The following is a 15,386-nucleotide window of genomic DNA, read 5'->3' as shown; positions in this document are numbered from 1 at the left end:
CAATATTATCATCTGTTAGTACGATGACATTTTTGCGTCTTGCGATACGTACTGGAATATAATATCTATAAGATACAGTTGGTTAAGTGTCATGGCGAATAGTTAATTAAATATAGCACGAGAAAATACGTATTCAGGAGTCGGAAAAACCGAACATTTGGATTGCACAATTAGCTAAATTTTCAAAATTCAATCAGATTATCTTTAATCCTAAGTTATGACATGTTGTTTATTTAATGTGCAGTAGCAACAGGGATGCATTGTTAATTATCATTTAAATGAAGGCGATATATGCTTAACATGGACTGTAAGATCATACTGATTAGCAATCAGTCAATACAGACACAACTCTTGCTGGATTATCTCAATAAGAAAACGAATACCTTAGTGGATTTTATTAATATTAGCAGGCCGGATATGTCATTTATATCCGAGGGCAGTATTATTCTCTACGATATTCAGGCATCCAGCCGAAAACTCAAAAAGGTTTGGTCTAAACTCCTGAATGACAGTTCTTATGGCCTGCGTATTTATATCATCAATTGCCTGAAATCACTTTCGCTCTATGCGAATATGTCATGGCCCCATTTTGAGTCTGTTGTGTCGAATGATTGTACCACTGAGCATTTGCTCAAAGTGATTCAAGAAGGAAGCCAAATCCCTCGTTCAGAACGCGCACACTCTCCTTTAAAAGAAAAATTCAATCTCACTCAACACGGCAATGACACTGAAATGCTGACGGAAAGAGAGTATGAAGTGTTGACTGAATTATCAAAGGGCGCATCTAATCAGGAAATTGCCCGTGCGTTTTATATTAGTGAAAATACGGTAAGAACGCATATTTATAATATTTTTAAAAAGATCTCGGTGAGTAATCGAACACAGGCGGCGTGCTGGGCAAATGTCCATCTCAGGGCACCGGCACTGGATGAACTTCCCTGGAGATAAGGGGGAAGGATGAGGCTGGCGCAAAGTCGCTGCGCCAGCCGGGCTTCGTGTAGTTACTTAGTCTTTTTTGCTGGCGTTAGCAAAGAAAATATCAGACTGAATATCTTTGGTACGGATGGTAAATAGCTGATTAGTCAGGTCTTCAGTTAACTTCTCAGCATCGGCCATGATGCGCAGGTTGAAGTCATTCAGCATCTTATCAGCGGCAGGTTTATCGGTTTTCGCCATCTTCAGATATTCGGCCTCGACCTCTTTTTGCTCCTTAGCGACCTTATCTTCCCACGCTTTGTAGGCTTTTTTGACGATAGGGGCGAGCTTCGGATAGTCCGTCATGGTCAGCGTCTGTAATTTACGATACTTCCAGTAAATGGATTGATCATCCGCTTTATCGGTACCCATCGTATAGTTGGCCGGATACGCTTTCAGTCCGCTGTAATAAGGTACAAAGGCGGTAAGATCGGCCATCCCCAGACCAATGTAAGTGGTTTCGCCAATTTCTTTTGGCAACCACGGACGCACCTGCATGACGTGCGCTTCATAGGTACGGAAGACGCTGACAGGACGCCACGGCTCTTTGCCGTTCAGACCGTTGGTGTATGGGTCATGGCTGGTGCCTTCATAGTGATTTCGCAACACTGACTTCACATCGTCCAGCGTCATCTTCTTCTCTGGCGTCAGGAATACCGGGAATTCACGCCCTGCGGCCATATCCTGTTTTACGGAAGGATTGAACGCTTTCTGGATGGTCCACACGCGCGGGTCGTTGTAATTGCGGTCACGCTCATCATCGCGGGTATAGACTTTGGAGAAGTTGAATTTGCCATCTTTGGCCTGATTATAAAGGCCTTTTTCAGTCGCAAACTCAATCAGGTTTTTTGAACCCATCATGTCCGGGTTTTTAGGATCGTAATCCTGTAAGCGTCCCTGGTTACCGGTGGCAAAATACTGATTAGCAGGCAGACGCTGCGCCATCCACTGGTGGCCGCTACCGGTTTCCAGATACCAGATTTCATTATCGTCCACGACAGCGACGCCAAAGCCTTCGCCGGCACCGACGGTTTCTACGATATGCCCCAGCAGCGCCACCGCTTCACGGGCGGTTTTGCTCTGTGACAGCAGGATATCCGGGATATCGTCTTCGGTGATGCCTTTATCCTCAACGTACGGGTCAACGGCCAGCGCTTCTGGTGAGGCAAAGATGGATTCTGTGCCGCTCACGCCAACACCCAGTTCGTTAAATCCGGTTGCGCCGTGTAACTGTGTTTTCCAGTTCGGAACGGTGGTGTAACGCAGAGAGTTTTTCGGCAGGGGCCAGGTAAAATCATTCGCGCCGTTATGCGCTTTGGTGCTGTACACCCCGGTCTGGTTTTGTTTCGCCGGATGAATGAGAAAATGCTGTGCTTTCAGTGCATCGCTGTCTGCGCTACGGGCCACCAACATGGAGCCATCCGCTGATGCTTCATTACCGACCAGCAGGGTTGTACAAGCAAAACCTGATGAAACAACGGCCAGGTTAATTGAAAGTGCAATCAGGCACTTTTTAAAAGTAAACATTATGTATCCCTCATAATTACGCCATAAACACACCGGAAACATACCGTTTTCTTATATGCGGTCACGCCTGAACGTTCAGGTAATGATCGCCAGAGAGATAAACGCCCCTGCCCACGTTTACTCCAAATATCCATTTGTATGTTGAAGTCTTCTGGACGCAATAACCTGTCCATTTCGCTTGATTAATACACAACGGATATTGAGGTATTCAGGATGTTCCCTGATTCGGTGTGCAGAATAGCAATGGCTTATCACTGGATTCAGTGACCTGTGTCGCGTAAGTCAATGTTGTGATTGCGACGAGAAATAACGGACGGGAATTATTGCGGTGAAAAATTTTGTTTAAGGGAAATATTAAAATCGGTATTGGAAACGTAATTTGCACGCTATTCGCAGTGGTTCGCTATTACCGAACCACTGAAATGAAAAGTTGCTTAATTGTTATTTATTGTTTGTCACCTGGATAAATATCAGAGCAGTTCTGTACATGAGTGAATATATAATTAACCCTGATATGTTCCGCTACCTATCTTATTGATTTAAATTTAATGATTTAGCTGAATGAATAGCCCCTGCTGACTCTTTACACGAAGGCCGGGGCATACAGCTTTACTCTTTGCCTTCTTTCCTCCACTGTAGCAAACCGGCAATATCCTTCTCGCCTTCGGCTTCTTTGAAGCGCCGTTGTTGCTCGGCAAACTGGTGATATTCCGCCTGTGCTTTATCATCTGCCATTTTCTTGCTGACTTTACCTGGACCTTGCAGAACTTCGCGGTCGTTAAATTGCAGGAACTGATCCAGCTTATCTTGCCAGTCGCGTAAAAAAACCTGACGACGACGACGGGCCTGATCTTCGGCAAAATCCAGCCACATGTTAACTACGCGGTTGAGCTCACTCACTTCATCCTGACTGAGATAGTTTTTTGCTATTGTCACGTCACCTTTACGTACGTCTTCGCCTTTATAGCTCGTCAGTCCCATATGCGGTTGGCTGGCGTCGGCACGATTGTGGATGAGTTCAGCAGCGGTATGGCCAGTACAGGCAAAATGAAGTTTGTTCTGGATGGTTTGAAAGAACTGCGTGGTTTCTTTTAGCGACGGTTGATAGTCGGCAGCTAAAGCAAAGATCTCGCGCACCCGCAAATAAACCCGGCGCTCGCTGGCGCGAATATCGCGGATGCGTTCGAGCATCTCATCGAAATAGTCAGGGACAGCGGAAGAACCAACAGGCGGATTTTTCAGCCGCTCATCGTCCATCACAAAACCTTTGACGAGGTATTCCTGAAGCGTCTGCGTTGCCCACTGGCGAAACTGGACACCGCGAGGCGAACGGACGCGGTAGCCAACAGCGAGTATTGCCTCGAGGTTATAGTGATCTATCTCTCTGGAAACCTGACGTTTTCCTTCCTGGCGAACTATCCGGAATTTCCGGATAGTTGAATTTTGACCAAGCTCACCTTCAGAAAATATGTTGATTAAATGCTCGTTAATGGTGCGAACATCTTTATCGTAGAGGTTAGCCATCGCTGCCTGAGATAACCAGATGGTGTCTGACTCAAAGCGACATTCAACTCGCACTCTCCCGTCACCGCTGGCAAACATAATAAATTCGCCTGTCGGGGATTGTGGTAGGTGTTTATCTGACATGTCGCCTCCGTTTTAACCAGGCTAATAACGCTGCAATCCACGTAGTATGCCAGAGTTCAACACGGGATAAAGAAAGCTAAAAAGAGATGTGATTTAAGAGGTGCTTATTTGAGGAACTTTGGCGGAAGATCACAGGAGTCGAACCTGCCCGGGACCGCTGGCGGCCCCAACTGGATTTGAAGTCCAGCCACCTCACCGGAGATGACGATCTTCCGCGCCTCGATTGCTACATGGAGGCGGGGCGCATTATAGCTACTTCCTGGGGATTCCACACCCCCTCACTCACTTTTTTAACTTCCCTTTCTCTTTACCATGACCAGTTTCAAATAAATGCCTATAAAATCCATCACTTACACTTAGACATATTTTCGGATGCAATCCTGAGACAGCAGGGGCGGGACATACGTGGTTAGCGAGTTGGGTGTGGTGATCACCCCGAAGGGTGATGAACTGACGATGACGTTCTGATCGCATGGAAAAATGCCGGATGGCGTTGTGCGCATCCGGCCTGATGTTTTATTGCGCGGGCGGTGGCGCGATGACTTCCCCGCCCGACACGACACCTGCCTGCATGGTCTGCGTTACCTGCTGCTGTTGCGCATTCACCGCATGCAATTGGCCATTTACCGTCGGTTTCAGCGGTGCATCGGCCTGTATGTTGCCGCTGGCAGTGAGCTGGAGGTTACCGTCACCGGAGAGGGGCAGCGCAGGCCATCCCCACTGTTGCAGGATAGCCATTGGCACACCGCGCCCGTTCAGGCTGATCTGCGTCTGGCGCTGCGGAAGCTGCGAAATACTGGCGGTTGCTTCCAGTAGCCCTTTTTCCGTATAGGCGCTCAATTCGCTGATATTGATGGTACTGCTGTTCGCGGTGAGTGCCAGAGAAGGGCGGCGTACGTCGGTGCGGTTGAATGTGGCTGCCGCGGCATTAAGCGTGGCATTACCGCTCCAGATCCCCCACTGATTATTTTGAACCAGCCCCAGGTTGGCGCCGTAGCCGTCCAGCGCGGTAAGTTGCCACGGGAAGGTAGGGTCGATATCAATCACCAGATTACGGCTGGCGCTGAATTTTTTCAGCGTCAGGCTGTTTAACCAGGCTGGCAGGGGCTTCATCCACAGCTGTTTCCAGTTCCCTGGTAGTGTGTATTCCAGCCCGGCAAGCGCGGCATCGTCGAGGACGAGCGCTTTGCTGCTACGCAGCCAGTTGCCGGACGTTCTGACCATGCCGCCTTCCCAACGCGTCGTGAACTGGCGCAGCGCAATCCCCTGCGGTGAGAATTCGGCGTTCAGGATGGGATCGAAAAAGTGCAGTGAACCGTAGATAAATTCACTGGCGTTCATCGACAGCTTACCTTCCTGCGTTTGCCAGTCGTCCTTGCTGAAGGTCATGTTGCGCAAGCTAAGGTCGAGATCCGTTACCGCCCAGTCAGGGCCTTGCAGCCGGGCATCGGTCACTTCAAGACGCCCAATTTGCAGAGAAGGAATGGTGGTTAACGGGGCAAAAAAATCGACCAGCGATTTATCGCTTTGCAACCGGATATCGTTCAGCCGCAGACTCTCCACCACCCAGCTGCCATCGGCATTCCGCTGCGCGACGCCGGTTAATGCGCCACGCGCCACATCCGCGCCAATGTTGCTTAGCGTCACCCGGTCATGGTCGATGCTGCCTTCAATCAACACATTGGTGGTGGGCACATCGTTGAGCGTCAACGAGCTGGCACTGAGCTGGATCTGTGCTTTGTTACCGAGAATTTTCCCGGCTTCAGGGCTCCAGGGAATCACGCCGCCGTTCACCCGCTGAGCGCTCAGGTTCCACTCGCTGCCGGGGCTGTTGAGCGCCATATCCTGTAATTGCAGGCGATCGGCCTGGAACGGAAGCGGGGCTGTTTTCTGGGAGAGGTTCAGCGTGCCGTTTTGCAACAAAATGGTGTCAACGTGAAAGGGATCGGTAATTTGACGGCTACTCAATCCAATATCGACCGTTTTTGCCACCAGTGTGGCGGGTTGACCGTCACGGCCAAAGGTGACGTTTTCCAACAGAATGTGGGAGGGGGCGGAAAACCGGTGATCCATGGCGTCAAAAGCCAGGTGGTAGCTGCTGTTCTCGGAAACCCAGGCGCTGACATGCTCTGCGCCCCAGCGGGTTTGCAGTAGAAAATAAAGGCCGAGGATCGCCACTGCAAAGGCGATCAGCACGTAGAGAAGCAGCTTTCCAATAAATTTCATGGTCTTCCATCCCGTGAAGTGCACATAGTCAAGTTATGCACGATTTACGCGCAATCCTCAAGGCGGGAATGGTGAAAGAGCGTTACAGCGGCGTTGATCAGAAATCCCCGCCGCTCTGCACTTATTGTTTTTCGGGTGGGAAAACCAGGTTCAGAACGATAGCGGTAATCCCCCCTGCGGCGATACCGGAGGAGAGCAGGTTTTTCACCCAATCTGGCGCAAACTGCAGGATAAGCGGCTGTTGGGAGACACCCAGACCGACAGCCAGCGACAGCGCGATAATCAGAATGGCGCGACGGTTAAGCGGCTCGCGAGAAACAATGCGCACACCGGATGCGGCGATGGTACCAAACATCACCAGCGTTGCGCCGCCCAGAACGGGCTCAGGAATATGCTGCACAAAACCGCTGACCGCCGGGAACAGACCCAGCGCGATCAACATCAGCGCGACCACAAAACCGACATAGCGGCTGGCAACGCCGGTCAGCTGAATCACACCGTTGTTCTGCCCGAAACAGGAGTTCGGGAAGGTATTGAACACTGCGGAGACAAAGGAGTTCAGGCCGTTAGCGAGTACGCCGCCTTTCAGGCGTTTCATATACAGCGGGCCGGAGACCGGTTGTTCGGAGACATCGGAAGTGGCGGTGATATCACCGATGGTTTCCAGCGAGGTGATCATAAAGACCAGCATCAGCGGCAACAGCAAGCTCCAGTCGATGCCCAGACCATAGTACAACGGCGTTGGTACCATGATGAGATCCTGACTTACCGGCGCGGTATTTTGCGGCAACATGTCCATAAACCAGGCCAGCAGGTAGCCTGCCGCCATCGCGATGACCAGCGAGGCTACACGCAGGTAAGGGTTACGCTGGCGATTGAGGAGGATAATGAGCGCCAGTACAACGCCTGCCAACATTAAATTCTTCGGTGCGCCAAAGGTGTGGTCGCTCATTGCAGCATAGCCACCACCAATCGACGTCAGACCCACCTGAATCAGCGACAAGCCGATAATCATCACCACCACGCCGGATACCAGCGGCGTAATAATACGACGTGCCAGATGCAGTACTCGTGAGATGACCATCTCAGTGCAGCTTGCCAGCATCAGCGTACCGAACAACGCTGCCATCATGGTCGGGACATCCGCACCACCGGTTTTCAGCGCTGTACCGCCCATAATCAGCGGCGCAACAAAGTTAAAGCTGGTGCCCTGAATGGATAACAGCCCTGAGCCAACCGGCCCCCAGGCCTTAATCTGGATGATGGACGCTACGCCGGAAGCGAACAGCGACATACTGATAATGTGTTGAGTATCTTGAGCCGGTAAACCGAGCGCCTGGCAGATTAACAGAGCAGGCGTGATCACCGCGACGAACATCGCCAGCAGGTGCTGACAGGCGGCAAACAGGGTCTGGGCTAACGGGGGGCGATCTTCAAGACGGTAAATCAGTTCACTGTTATGAGTCTGCGCAACCGGTTGCGCATTTGCTGACTCTACGGCGTTAACGGACATCAGAGGCAATCCCATGGTGGAAAAGCGGTGATTTTATCCGACCAGGGGAGAAAAGCAAACGTTTGCTAGCAGGTATTCTTAATATTTAAAACGGATAAACAAACATTTTTATATAACTTTTCATCATTTTCTGCTTAAAATCCACCCCGATAACTCATTAAGAGCTAAAAATAGACCTGGAATGAATCGTGCGTAGTAGATTCGAGAAGCGCACTAATGGAGCTGTATATGTTTTACCTCGATACTTTATCAACACTGGTTGCTGCAACCCTGGTGTTGCTGCTGGGGCGTAAGCTCGTCCAGTCTGTTCCCTTCCTGAAAAAATATACGATTCCCGAGCCTGTCGCGGGCGGATTGCTGGTAGCAATCGCACTGCTGGTGCTGAAAAAAAGCATGGGCTGGGAAGTGAACTTCGATATGACGTTGCGCGATCCGTTGATGCTGGCGTTCTTCGCCACAATCGGTCTCAATGCCAACATCGCCAGTCTGCGAGCCGGTGGCCGCGTGGTGGGGGTGTTTTTGATCGTTGTTGTCGGCCTGCTGTTAATGCAAAACGCCATTGGTATTGGGATGGCGAGCCTGCTGGGTCTTGACCCACTGATGGGGCTGATTGCGGGCTCTATCACGCTCTCCGGCGGTCATGGAACGGGTGCGGCGTGGAGTAAACTGTTTATTGAACGTTATGGATTCACCAATGCCACGGAAGTGGCGATGGCGTGTGCAACGTTCGGCCTGGTGCTGGGCGGGTTGATTGGCGGCCCGGTGGCGCGTTATCTGGTTAAGCACTCCACGACGCCTGACGGGATGCCAGACGATCAGGCGGTGCCTACCGCGTTTGAAAAGCCGGATGTCGGGCGCATGATCACCTCTCTGGTGCTGATTGAAACCATCGCGCTGATTGCTATCTGTCTGACGGTCGGAAAAATCGTTGCGCAATTGCTGGTGGGGACGGTGCTGGAACTGCCGACTTTCGTCTGCGTGTTGTTTGTCGGGGTGATCCTGAGCAATGGCCTGGCGTTAATGGGCTTTTATCGGGTGTTTGAGCGCGCGGTTTCAGTGTTGGGTAACGTGAGTTTGTCGCTGTTCCTGGCGATGGCGCTGATGAGCCTGAAACTGTGGGAGCTGGCTTCGCTGGCGCTGCCGATGTTGGCCATCCTTGTCGTGCAGACGATTTTCATGGCGCTGTACGCCATTTTCGTCACCTGGCGCATGATGGGTAAGAACTACGATGCTGCGGTGCTGGCGGCCGGGCACTGTGGTTTTGGGCTTGGCGCAACGCCGACGGCGATTGCCAACATGCAGGCGATCACTGAGCGATTTGGTCCGTCACATATGGCGTTTCTGGTGGTGCCGATGGTGGGGGCGTTCTTTATCGATATCGTCAATGCGCTGGTGATTAAGCTGTATCTGCTGTTGCCCATTTTTGCGCAATAAAGGCGGTGCGGCGGTGTGATAACCGCCGCCGCTATGGGTCAGTTATGCGTTGGAATAGCGCTCTGTTTCCGGCATCCAGCGTTCAATAAGCGCCACCGCCTGCTGTGGATAACGTTCGTGAATATGGCGTGCAATGCGTTGAACTTCGGGGATTATGGCCTGATCGCGCAGTAAGTCCGCCACTTTGAACTCTGCTGTTCCCGTTTGACGCGTCCCTAACAGTTCACCTGGGCCGCGGATCTCCAGATCTTTTTGCGCAATAACAAAGCCATCGTTGCTGTCCCGCAGCACTTGCAGACGCTTCTGTGCGGTTTTGGACAGGGGGGATTTGTAGAGCAGGACGCAATGGGAGGCCACTGCGCCACGACCCACGCGACCGCGCAACTGGTGCAGCTGAGCCAGACCTAAGCGCTCCGGGTTTTCTATAATCATCAGGCTGGCGTTTGGCACATCGACGCCCACTTCAATCACCGTGGTGGCAACCAGCAGATGCAGCTCGCCCTGTTTGAAGGCGGCCATCACAGACTGCTTCTCGGCAGGTTTCATTCGACCGTGCACCAGCCCAACCTTGAGTTCCGGCAAGGCCAGCTTAAGCTCTTCCCACGTGGCCTCTGCTGCCTGAGCTTCTAAGAGGTCAGACTCTTCAATCAACGTACACACCCAGTACGCCTGACGCCCTTCGTGAGTGCAGGCGTTGCGCACGCGGTCAATAATGTCGCTGCGTCGGGTGTCCGGGATGGCGACGGTGGTGACCGGCGTACGACCCGGAGGCAGTTCGTCAATGACGGAGGTATCGAGATCGGCATAGGCAGTCATGGCCAGCGTGCGGGGGATCGGCGTGGCGGTCATGATCAGCTGATGCGGATGGAACCCCTGTTGCTGGCCCTTTTCCCACAGCGCCAGACGCTGGTGAACGCCAAAGCGGTGCTGTTCGTCGATGATAACCAGCGCCAGGCCGTTGAACTGAACCTGCTCCTGGAAAATCGCATGCGTACCGACAATCATCTGCACGTGTCCGCTGGCGATAGCCTCCTGCTGAGCAAGACGTGCTTTGCCTTTCTGCTTACCGGCCAGCCAGCCCACTTCAATGCCCAGAGGAGCAAACCAGTTTCGGAAGTTATTCGCATGCTGTTCGGCCAGCAGTTCAGTCGGCGCCATCAGCGCGACCTGTTTGCCATGTGCGATAGCCCGTAGGGCGGCGAGCGCGGCGACCAGCGTTTTACCGGAACCGACATCACCCTGCACCAGACGCATCATCGGCACATCCAGCGCCATATCGCGTTCAATCTCGGCGACAACACGCGCCTGTGCGCCGGTCGGTTTGAACGGTAGTGCGGCAAGCAGTTGGTTTTTCAGGGTATCGTTAGCGCCAAGCGGCTGAGCATGAAAACGCTGCGCCCCGGCGCGTAATGCCAGCATGCTGAGGTTGTGTGCCAGGAGTTCTTCAAGTATCAGGCGTCGCTGCGCCGGGTGTTGTCCGGTTTCGAGGTCGCTGAGCTGGAGTGACGGTGGCGGACGGTGCAGCGTGCGCAAAGCTTCCGGCAGACTCATCATGCCCTGTAACAGTTCTGGCGGTAGCAGTTCAGCAATGGCGCAGGTATCGAGCAGATCCAGAGCCTGATCGGTCAGTTTACGCAGCGTTGCCTGCTTAACGCCTTCGGTCGTCGGATACACTGGCGTGAGTGTCTCCTGCAGTTCCGGAGTGCTGAGATCGCCCTGAACGCGGTACTCCGGGTGGATCATCTCTGCGCCATACTTCCCGCGCTTTGCTTCGCCATACGCCAGTACTCGCCGCCCTGTCGCAAGACTGTTTTTCATCGCCGCGCTGAAATTGAAGAAACGCATTGTCAGAATGCCGGAACCGTCGCTTATCTGGCAGGTCATCATTCGGCGACCACCGAAGGTGATGTTGCAGTTCAGCACTTCACCTTCAACGGTGGCATAAACGCCTGGCAGCAGTTCACCAATGGGATAAAGATGTGTGCGGTCTTCGTAGCGCAGGGGAAGATGTAGCAGGAGGTCCTGAACGGTGTGCAGGCCAATTTTTGCCAGTTTACTGCTTTGTGCTGCGCCAACCCCCGTCAGAGAGTTGAGTGGAATGGCATCCAGTAAACGGCCTTTCATCGCGTTTATCTCGCAGATTGCATGGTGGCCCACCACGTTGCATCGGCTTCAATTTCGCCCTGCGTATTCACGTGGGGGTAGGGGAGGCCTTTACGCTTAGCCACATTTGCCAGCACCGGATAACCCCCCTCAAATAACAAGCGCTGCTGTTCATCTTCCGGCAGCATGCTGTTTTCTCGCAGGTACATCCCGGCATTTTGCCGTTGGCGCTGTGCTTCGTACAGAATAAGTGCCGAGGCGACGGAGACATTCAGCGACTGCACCATGCCAATCATGGGGATGATGATGTCCTGATCCGCCAGTGCGAGAGCTTCCTGAGTAATGCCGGTTTTCTCCTGGCCCATCAGAATGCAGGTTGGTCGCGTGTAATCAATCTCGCGGAAATCGACGGCTTTATCAGAGAGATGCGTGGCCAGAATCTGCATGCCCTGGCTTTTTAAATGCGTAACCGCATCGCTAATGGTAGGGTGAGTTTTTACCTGCACCCAACTGTTGCTGCCCGCAGCAGATGAGGCCATGGTGCGCATGCGGCTACCCGGCCAGACGGCGTGAACTTCATGCACACCGACAGCATCTGCAGTACGAATGATCGCAGAAACGTTATGAGGTTTATGGACCTGCTCCATGCAGACGGTCAGATCTGGCTGACGACGCGCGAGCATCTCGCGGATACGTGCATAGCGCTGTTCATTCATAAGGCTAGTTTCTGTTACGGGTGACTTTTATCACGTCCGGCATGACACGGATTTTGCGCATGATATTCGCAAGGTGCACACGATCGCGCGCGGTCAGGCGAATAAAGGCGCTATAGACGCGGCCATCTTTCTCTTCAGTATTCAGACTTTGAATATTGGAGGTGGTTGTGTTGATTGCCGCCGTCAGGTTCGCCAGCGCACCCTGATGGTTAAACATGTCCACCTTAATTTCGGTGATAAATTCCTGCTCTGTTTCTTTATCCCACTCTACTGCCATAAACTTCTCAGGCTCTTTCTGGTAGCCACGGATGTTACGGCAGGATTCATGGTGGATAACCAGACCTTTACCTGGACTGACATGGGCAATGATCGGATCGCCAGGAATCGGGCGACAGCATTTCGCGAAGGTGATGAGCACACCATCTGCGCCTTTAATGGGCAGATGTCCATGACCGGATTGCGCTGGGGCATTTGCCGACGCGTCACCCTGCTGAAGGTTTTTCGCCACCACCACGCTCATGGCGTTCCCGAGGCCGATTTCCGCTAACAGATCGTCAAGCGTGGCGAGCTTCATGCGCTCAAGCTCACGCTGGATGCTTTCTTGCGGGATCTCAGCCAGCTTACGGCTACCGCCTAAGGCATGGTTGAGCAGACGACGACCCAGACTGACGGAATCATCGCGCTTGAGGTTTTTCAGCAACTGGCGAATTTTGGCGCGTGCTTTCGAACTGACGACAAAGTTGAGCCATGCCGCATTGGGACGAGCGCCCGGCGCGGTGATGATTTCAACGGTCTGACCGCTAAACAGCGGCTGTGAAAGCGGGTAAGGCTGCCTGTCAACGCGCGCACCTACACAGGCATGACCGATATCGGTGTGCACGGCGTAAGCGAAGTCAACAGGCGTCGCACCGGCAGGCAGTTCAACAATTCGCCCTTCCGGTGTGAAAACATAAATCTCATCCGGGAAGAGATCAGATTTGACGCTTTCAATAAATTCAAATGAGCTACCGGCACTCTGTTGCAGTTCCAGTAAGCTTTGCATCCAGCGCTGGGCGCGGATTTGTGCCGTGGTACTGGTTTCGCCGTGCTCTTTGTATGCCCAGTGTGCAGCAACCCCCATCTCCGCCATTTGATCCATGTCTTCAGTACGAATTTGTACTTCAACCGGAACACCGTGCGGGCCGATCATTGAGGTGTGTAAGGACTGATATCCGTTCGCTTTCGGAATAGCGATATAGTCTTTAACGCGACCAGGACGGGGTTTGTACAGGCTGTGCATCTGACCAAGTACGCGATAGCAGGTATCAGAGTCATGGACGATAACGCGGAAAGCGTAGATATCCATAATGGAGTGAAAACGCTGCTCTTTGAGTACCATCTTGCAGTAGATCGAGTACAGGTGCTTCTCGCGACCGCTTACGCGACACGGAATGCCCGCCTCCTGTAAACGCCCTTCGATTTCAGAGAGGATTTTCTGGATCATCTCTTTGCGGTTGCCGCGAGCGGCTTTAACCACTTCTTTAATCACGCGATAGCGGTTCGGGTATAGCGCTTCAAAACCCAGCTCTTCCAGCTCAGTTTTAATGTGATGAATACCTAAACGGTGGGCCAGCGGACTGTAGATTTCGAGGGTTTCACGGGCAATACGACGACGTTTATCCGGGCGTAATGAGCCCAGCGTGCGCATATTATGAGTACGGTCGGCAAGTTTGATGAGAATGACGCGGATATCCTGCACCATCGCCATAATCATCTTGCGAAAGTTTTCGGCCTGGGCCTCTTTCTTATCGCGAAACTTCAGCTTATCAAGCTTCGATACCCCTTCTACCAGCTCAGCAACGCTTTTACCAAAAAGCTGTTCCATGTCCTGGTAGGTAGCGGGGGTATCTTCAATCACATCATGCAGCAGGGCAGCCATCAGCGTTTCGTAGTCGAGTTTCATCTCGGCCAGAATGCAGGCGACCGCTACCGGGTGCGTGATATAAGGTTCACCGCTTGAACGTGTCTGGCCCTCGTGAGCGTCACGTGCAACGAGATACGCCTGCCGAAGACGCTTAATCTGGTCTTCCGGCAGGTAGTTTTGAATCAGCTGATTCAGGCTTTCAAACAGATACAAGGGCGACCCGCTTTGTGATTAACGACGACCTTCAGCAATAGCGGTAACGGCTTGTAATTCAGCGGCTTCCTGCTCTTGCTGTTCCTGGCGCTCACGCACGTCGAGGATCTGGTTGTTAATCAGACCTTCTTCGATTTCGCGCAGCGCGATAACGGTAGTTTTATCGTTTTCTTCCGGTACGAGCGGATCCTTTCCGCCTACCTGCATCTGACGAGCGCGACGCGCGGCGACCAGTACCAGGTCAAAACGGTTACCAATTTTCTCTACAGCGTCCTGAACAGTTACGCGTGCCATACTTAAAATGCTCCACAGGTGAAGAAATGACTGGGCATGATACTGAATGTGGGTTCAGTCTGCCAACAGTTTGCTGATTAAAGCGTCATGACGCTGCTTTTGGCGGCTCATGCGCAGACGTTCGGCGCGAATGATCGTTTTCAAATCGCCCAGGGCGGTATCGAAATCATCATTCACAATAAGATAATCATATTCGGCGTAATGGCTCATTTCTGCAACAGCTTGCGCCATACGTTTTGCGATGACCTCTTCACTATCCTGGCCACGGCCGCGAAGACGGCGATCCAGCTCAATTTTAGAGGGCGGCAAAATAAAAATACTGCGCGCATGCGGCATTTTTTCACGAATTTGCTGCGCACCTTGCCAGTCGATATCTAAAAAGACATCCACACCCGATGCCAGTACTTGCTCAATAGCCTCACGCGAGGTGCCGTAGTAATTTCCGAAAACCTCAGCATGTTCCAGGAACGCATCTCTGCCAATCATGGTCCTGAATTCATCATGGTTCACAAAGAAATAGTGCTCACCGTGCACTTCCCCCGGGCGCGGTGCGCGCGTGGTGTGCGAAACAGAAACCTGAGTGTCATACAACGGTTGGGTTTTTAATAAAGCCTGAATCAGGCTGGATTTACCCGCGCCACTGGGGGCAGAAACAATATAAAGCGTGCCTTGAGCCATGAGTATCTTATGTATGTGATTGTCGAAAGAGAGCCTACATACGGGCTTATTATACACGTAGCCGCTTTGCGACGTAGCCTTTGTCACACTTTTTGCGCATGATTATTGCGTTTTGCGTACCTGTTTCCTCTTTTACCAGGGATTTACTGCAAAAAGT

Annotated in this window: 11 protein-coding genes and 1 tRNA gene; 2 read left to right on the top strand and 10 right to left on the bottom strand. The window is 52.3% G+C overall.

All coding sequences use genetic code 11. The annotated features are described in order from the left end of the window. Positions 1 to 291: 291 nt before the first annotated feature. A complete protein-coding gene (locus tag N7268_RS05000) occupies positions 292 to 948 on the top strand; it encodes a LuxR C-terminal-related transcriptional regulator (RefSeq protein ID WP_260861986.1) in 657 nt (218 codons plus the stop codon). A 57-nt stretch (positions 949 to 1,005) separates the two neighbouring features. On the opposite strand, the gene N7268_RS04995 is transcribed toward N7268_RS05000, so the two are convergent. The 5 genes from N7268_RS04995 to xanP all read right to left on the bottom strand — a co-directional run bounded on the left by N7268_RS04995 (position 1,006) and on the right by xanP (position 7,888). Continuing rightward, positions 1,006 to 2,502: a C69 family dipeptidase gene (locus N7268_RS04995; RefSeq protein WP_198906902.1), complete on the bottom strand. Its 1,497-nt coding sequence runs from the start codon at positions 2,500 to 2,502 to the stop codon at positions 1,006 to 1,008. A gap of 609 nt (positions 2,503 to 3,111) precedes the next feature. Beyond that, entirely contained in the window at positions 3,112 to 4,149 is a 1,038-nt protein-coding gene (locus N7268_RS04990) for a virulence RhuM family protein (protein WP_260861985.1), read from the bottom strand. Positions 4,150 to 4,268: 119 nt separating this feature from the next. Continuing rightward, positions 4,269 to 4,363: transfer RNA gene (locus N7268_RS04985), tRNA-Sec, on the bottom strand. 302 nt (positions 4,364 to 4,665) lie between these two features. After that, the gene (locus N7268_RS04980; RefSeq protein WP_260861984.1) at positions 4,666 to 6,375 is read right to left on the bottom strand and encodes an AsmA family protein; all 1,710 of its coding nucleotides are present in this window, start codon (positions 6,373 to 6,375) and stop codon (positions 4,666 to 4,668) included. A gap of 121 nt (positions 6,376 to 6,496) precedes the next feature. Continuing rightward, positions 6,497 to 7,888 carry a nucleobase:cation symporter-2 family protein gene (gene xanP, locus N7268_RS04975; protein ID WP_198906906.1) on the bottom strand — a complete coding sequence of 464 codons (1,392 nt, stop codon included), beginning with the start codon at positions 7,886 to 7,888 and terminating at the stop codon, positions 6,497 to 6,499. Between the two features lie 228 nt (positions 7,889 to 8,116). On the opposite strand from xanP, the gene gltS reads away from it, so the two are divergent. After that, positions 8,117 to 9,322, top strand: a complete 1,206-nt coding sequence (gltS, locus tag N7268_RS04970) for a sodium/glutamate symporter (RefSeq protein WP_198906907.1) — start codon at positions 8,117 to 8,119, stop codon at positions 9,320 to 9,322. A 42-nt stretch (positions 9,323 to 9,364) separates the two neighbouring features. On the opposite strand, the gene recG is transcribed toward gltS, so the two are convergent. Genes recG through gmk form a run of 5 tightly spaced genes read right to left on the bottom strand, consistent with a single transcriptional unit; the run spans position 9,365 to position 15,229 of the window. Continuing rightward, entirely contained in the window at positions 9,365 to 11,446 is a 2,082-nt protein-coding gene (recG, locus tag N7268_RS04965; protein WP_260861983.1) for an ATP-dependent DNA helicase RecG, read from the bottom strand. A gap of 5 nt (positions 11,447 to 11,451) precedes the next feature. Next, positions 11,452 to 12,141 (bottom strand): tRNA (guanosine(18)-2'-O)-methyltransferase TrmH, encoded by a 690-nt coding sequence (trmH, locus tag N7268_RS04960; protein WP_260861982.1) that lies wholly within the window; start codon positions 12,139 to 12,141, stop codon positions 11,452 to 11,454. 4 nt (positions 12,142 to 12,145) lie between these two features. Beyond that, positions 12,146 to 14,257: a bifunctional GTP diphosphokinase/guanosine-3',5'-bis pyrophosphate 3'-pyrophosphohydrolase gene (gene spoT, locus N7268_RS04955; RefSeq protein WP_260861981.1), complete on the bottom strand. Its 2,112-nt coding sequence runs from the start codon at positions 14,255 to 14,257 to the stop codon at positions 12,146 to 12,148. A gap of 18 nt (positions 14,258 to 14,275) precedes the next feature. After that, positions 14,276 to 14,551 (bottom strand): DNA-directed RNA polymerase subunit omega, encoded by a 276-nt coding sequence (gene rpoZ / locus N7268_RS04950; RefSeq protein WP_000135058.1) that lies wholly within the window; start codon positions 14,549 to 14,551, stop codon positions 14,276 to 14,278. Between the two features lie 54 nt (positions 14,552 to 14,605). Continuing rightward, positions 14,606 to 15,229 carry a guanylate kinase gene (gmk, locus tag N7268_RS04945; protein ID WP_005122601.1) on the bottom strand — a complete coding sequence of 208 codons (624 nt, stop codon included), beginning with the start codon at positions 15,227 to 15,229 and terminating at the stop codon, positions 14,606 to 14,608. Between the last annotated feature and the right edge of the window lie 157 nt (positions 15,230 to 15,386).

Origin of the sequence: Citrobacter sp. Marseille-Q6884, from assembly GCF_945906775.1 — a bacterium.
GTDB lineage: Bacteria > Pseudomonadota > Gammaproteobacteria > Enterobacterales > Enterobacteriaceae > Citrobacter.
The sequence above is the reverse complement of the archived record's forward strand: the minus strand, read 5'-3'. Positions and strand labels throughout refer to the sequence as shown.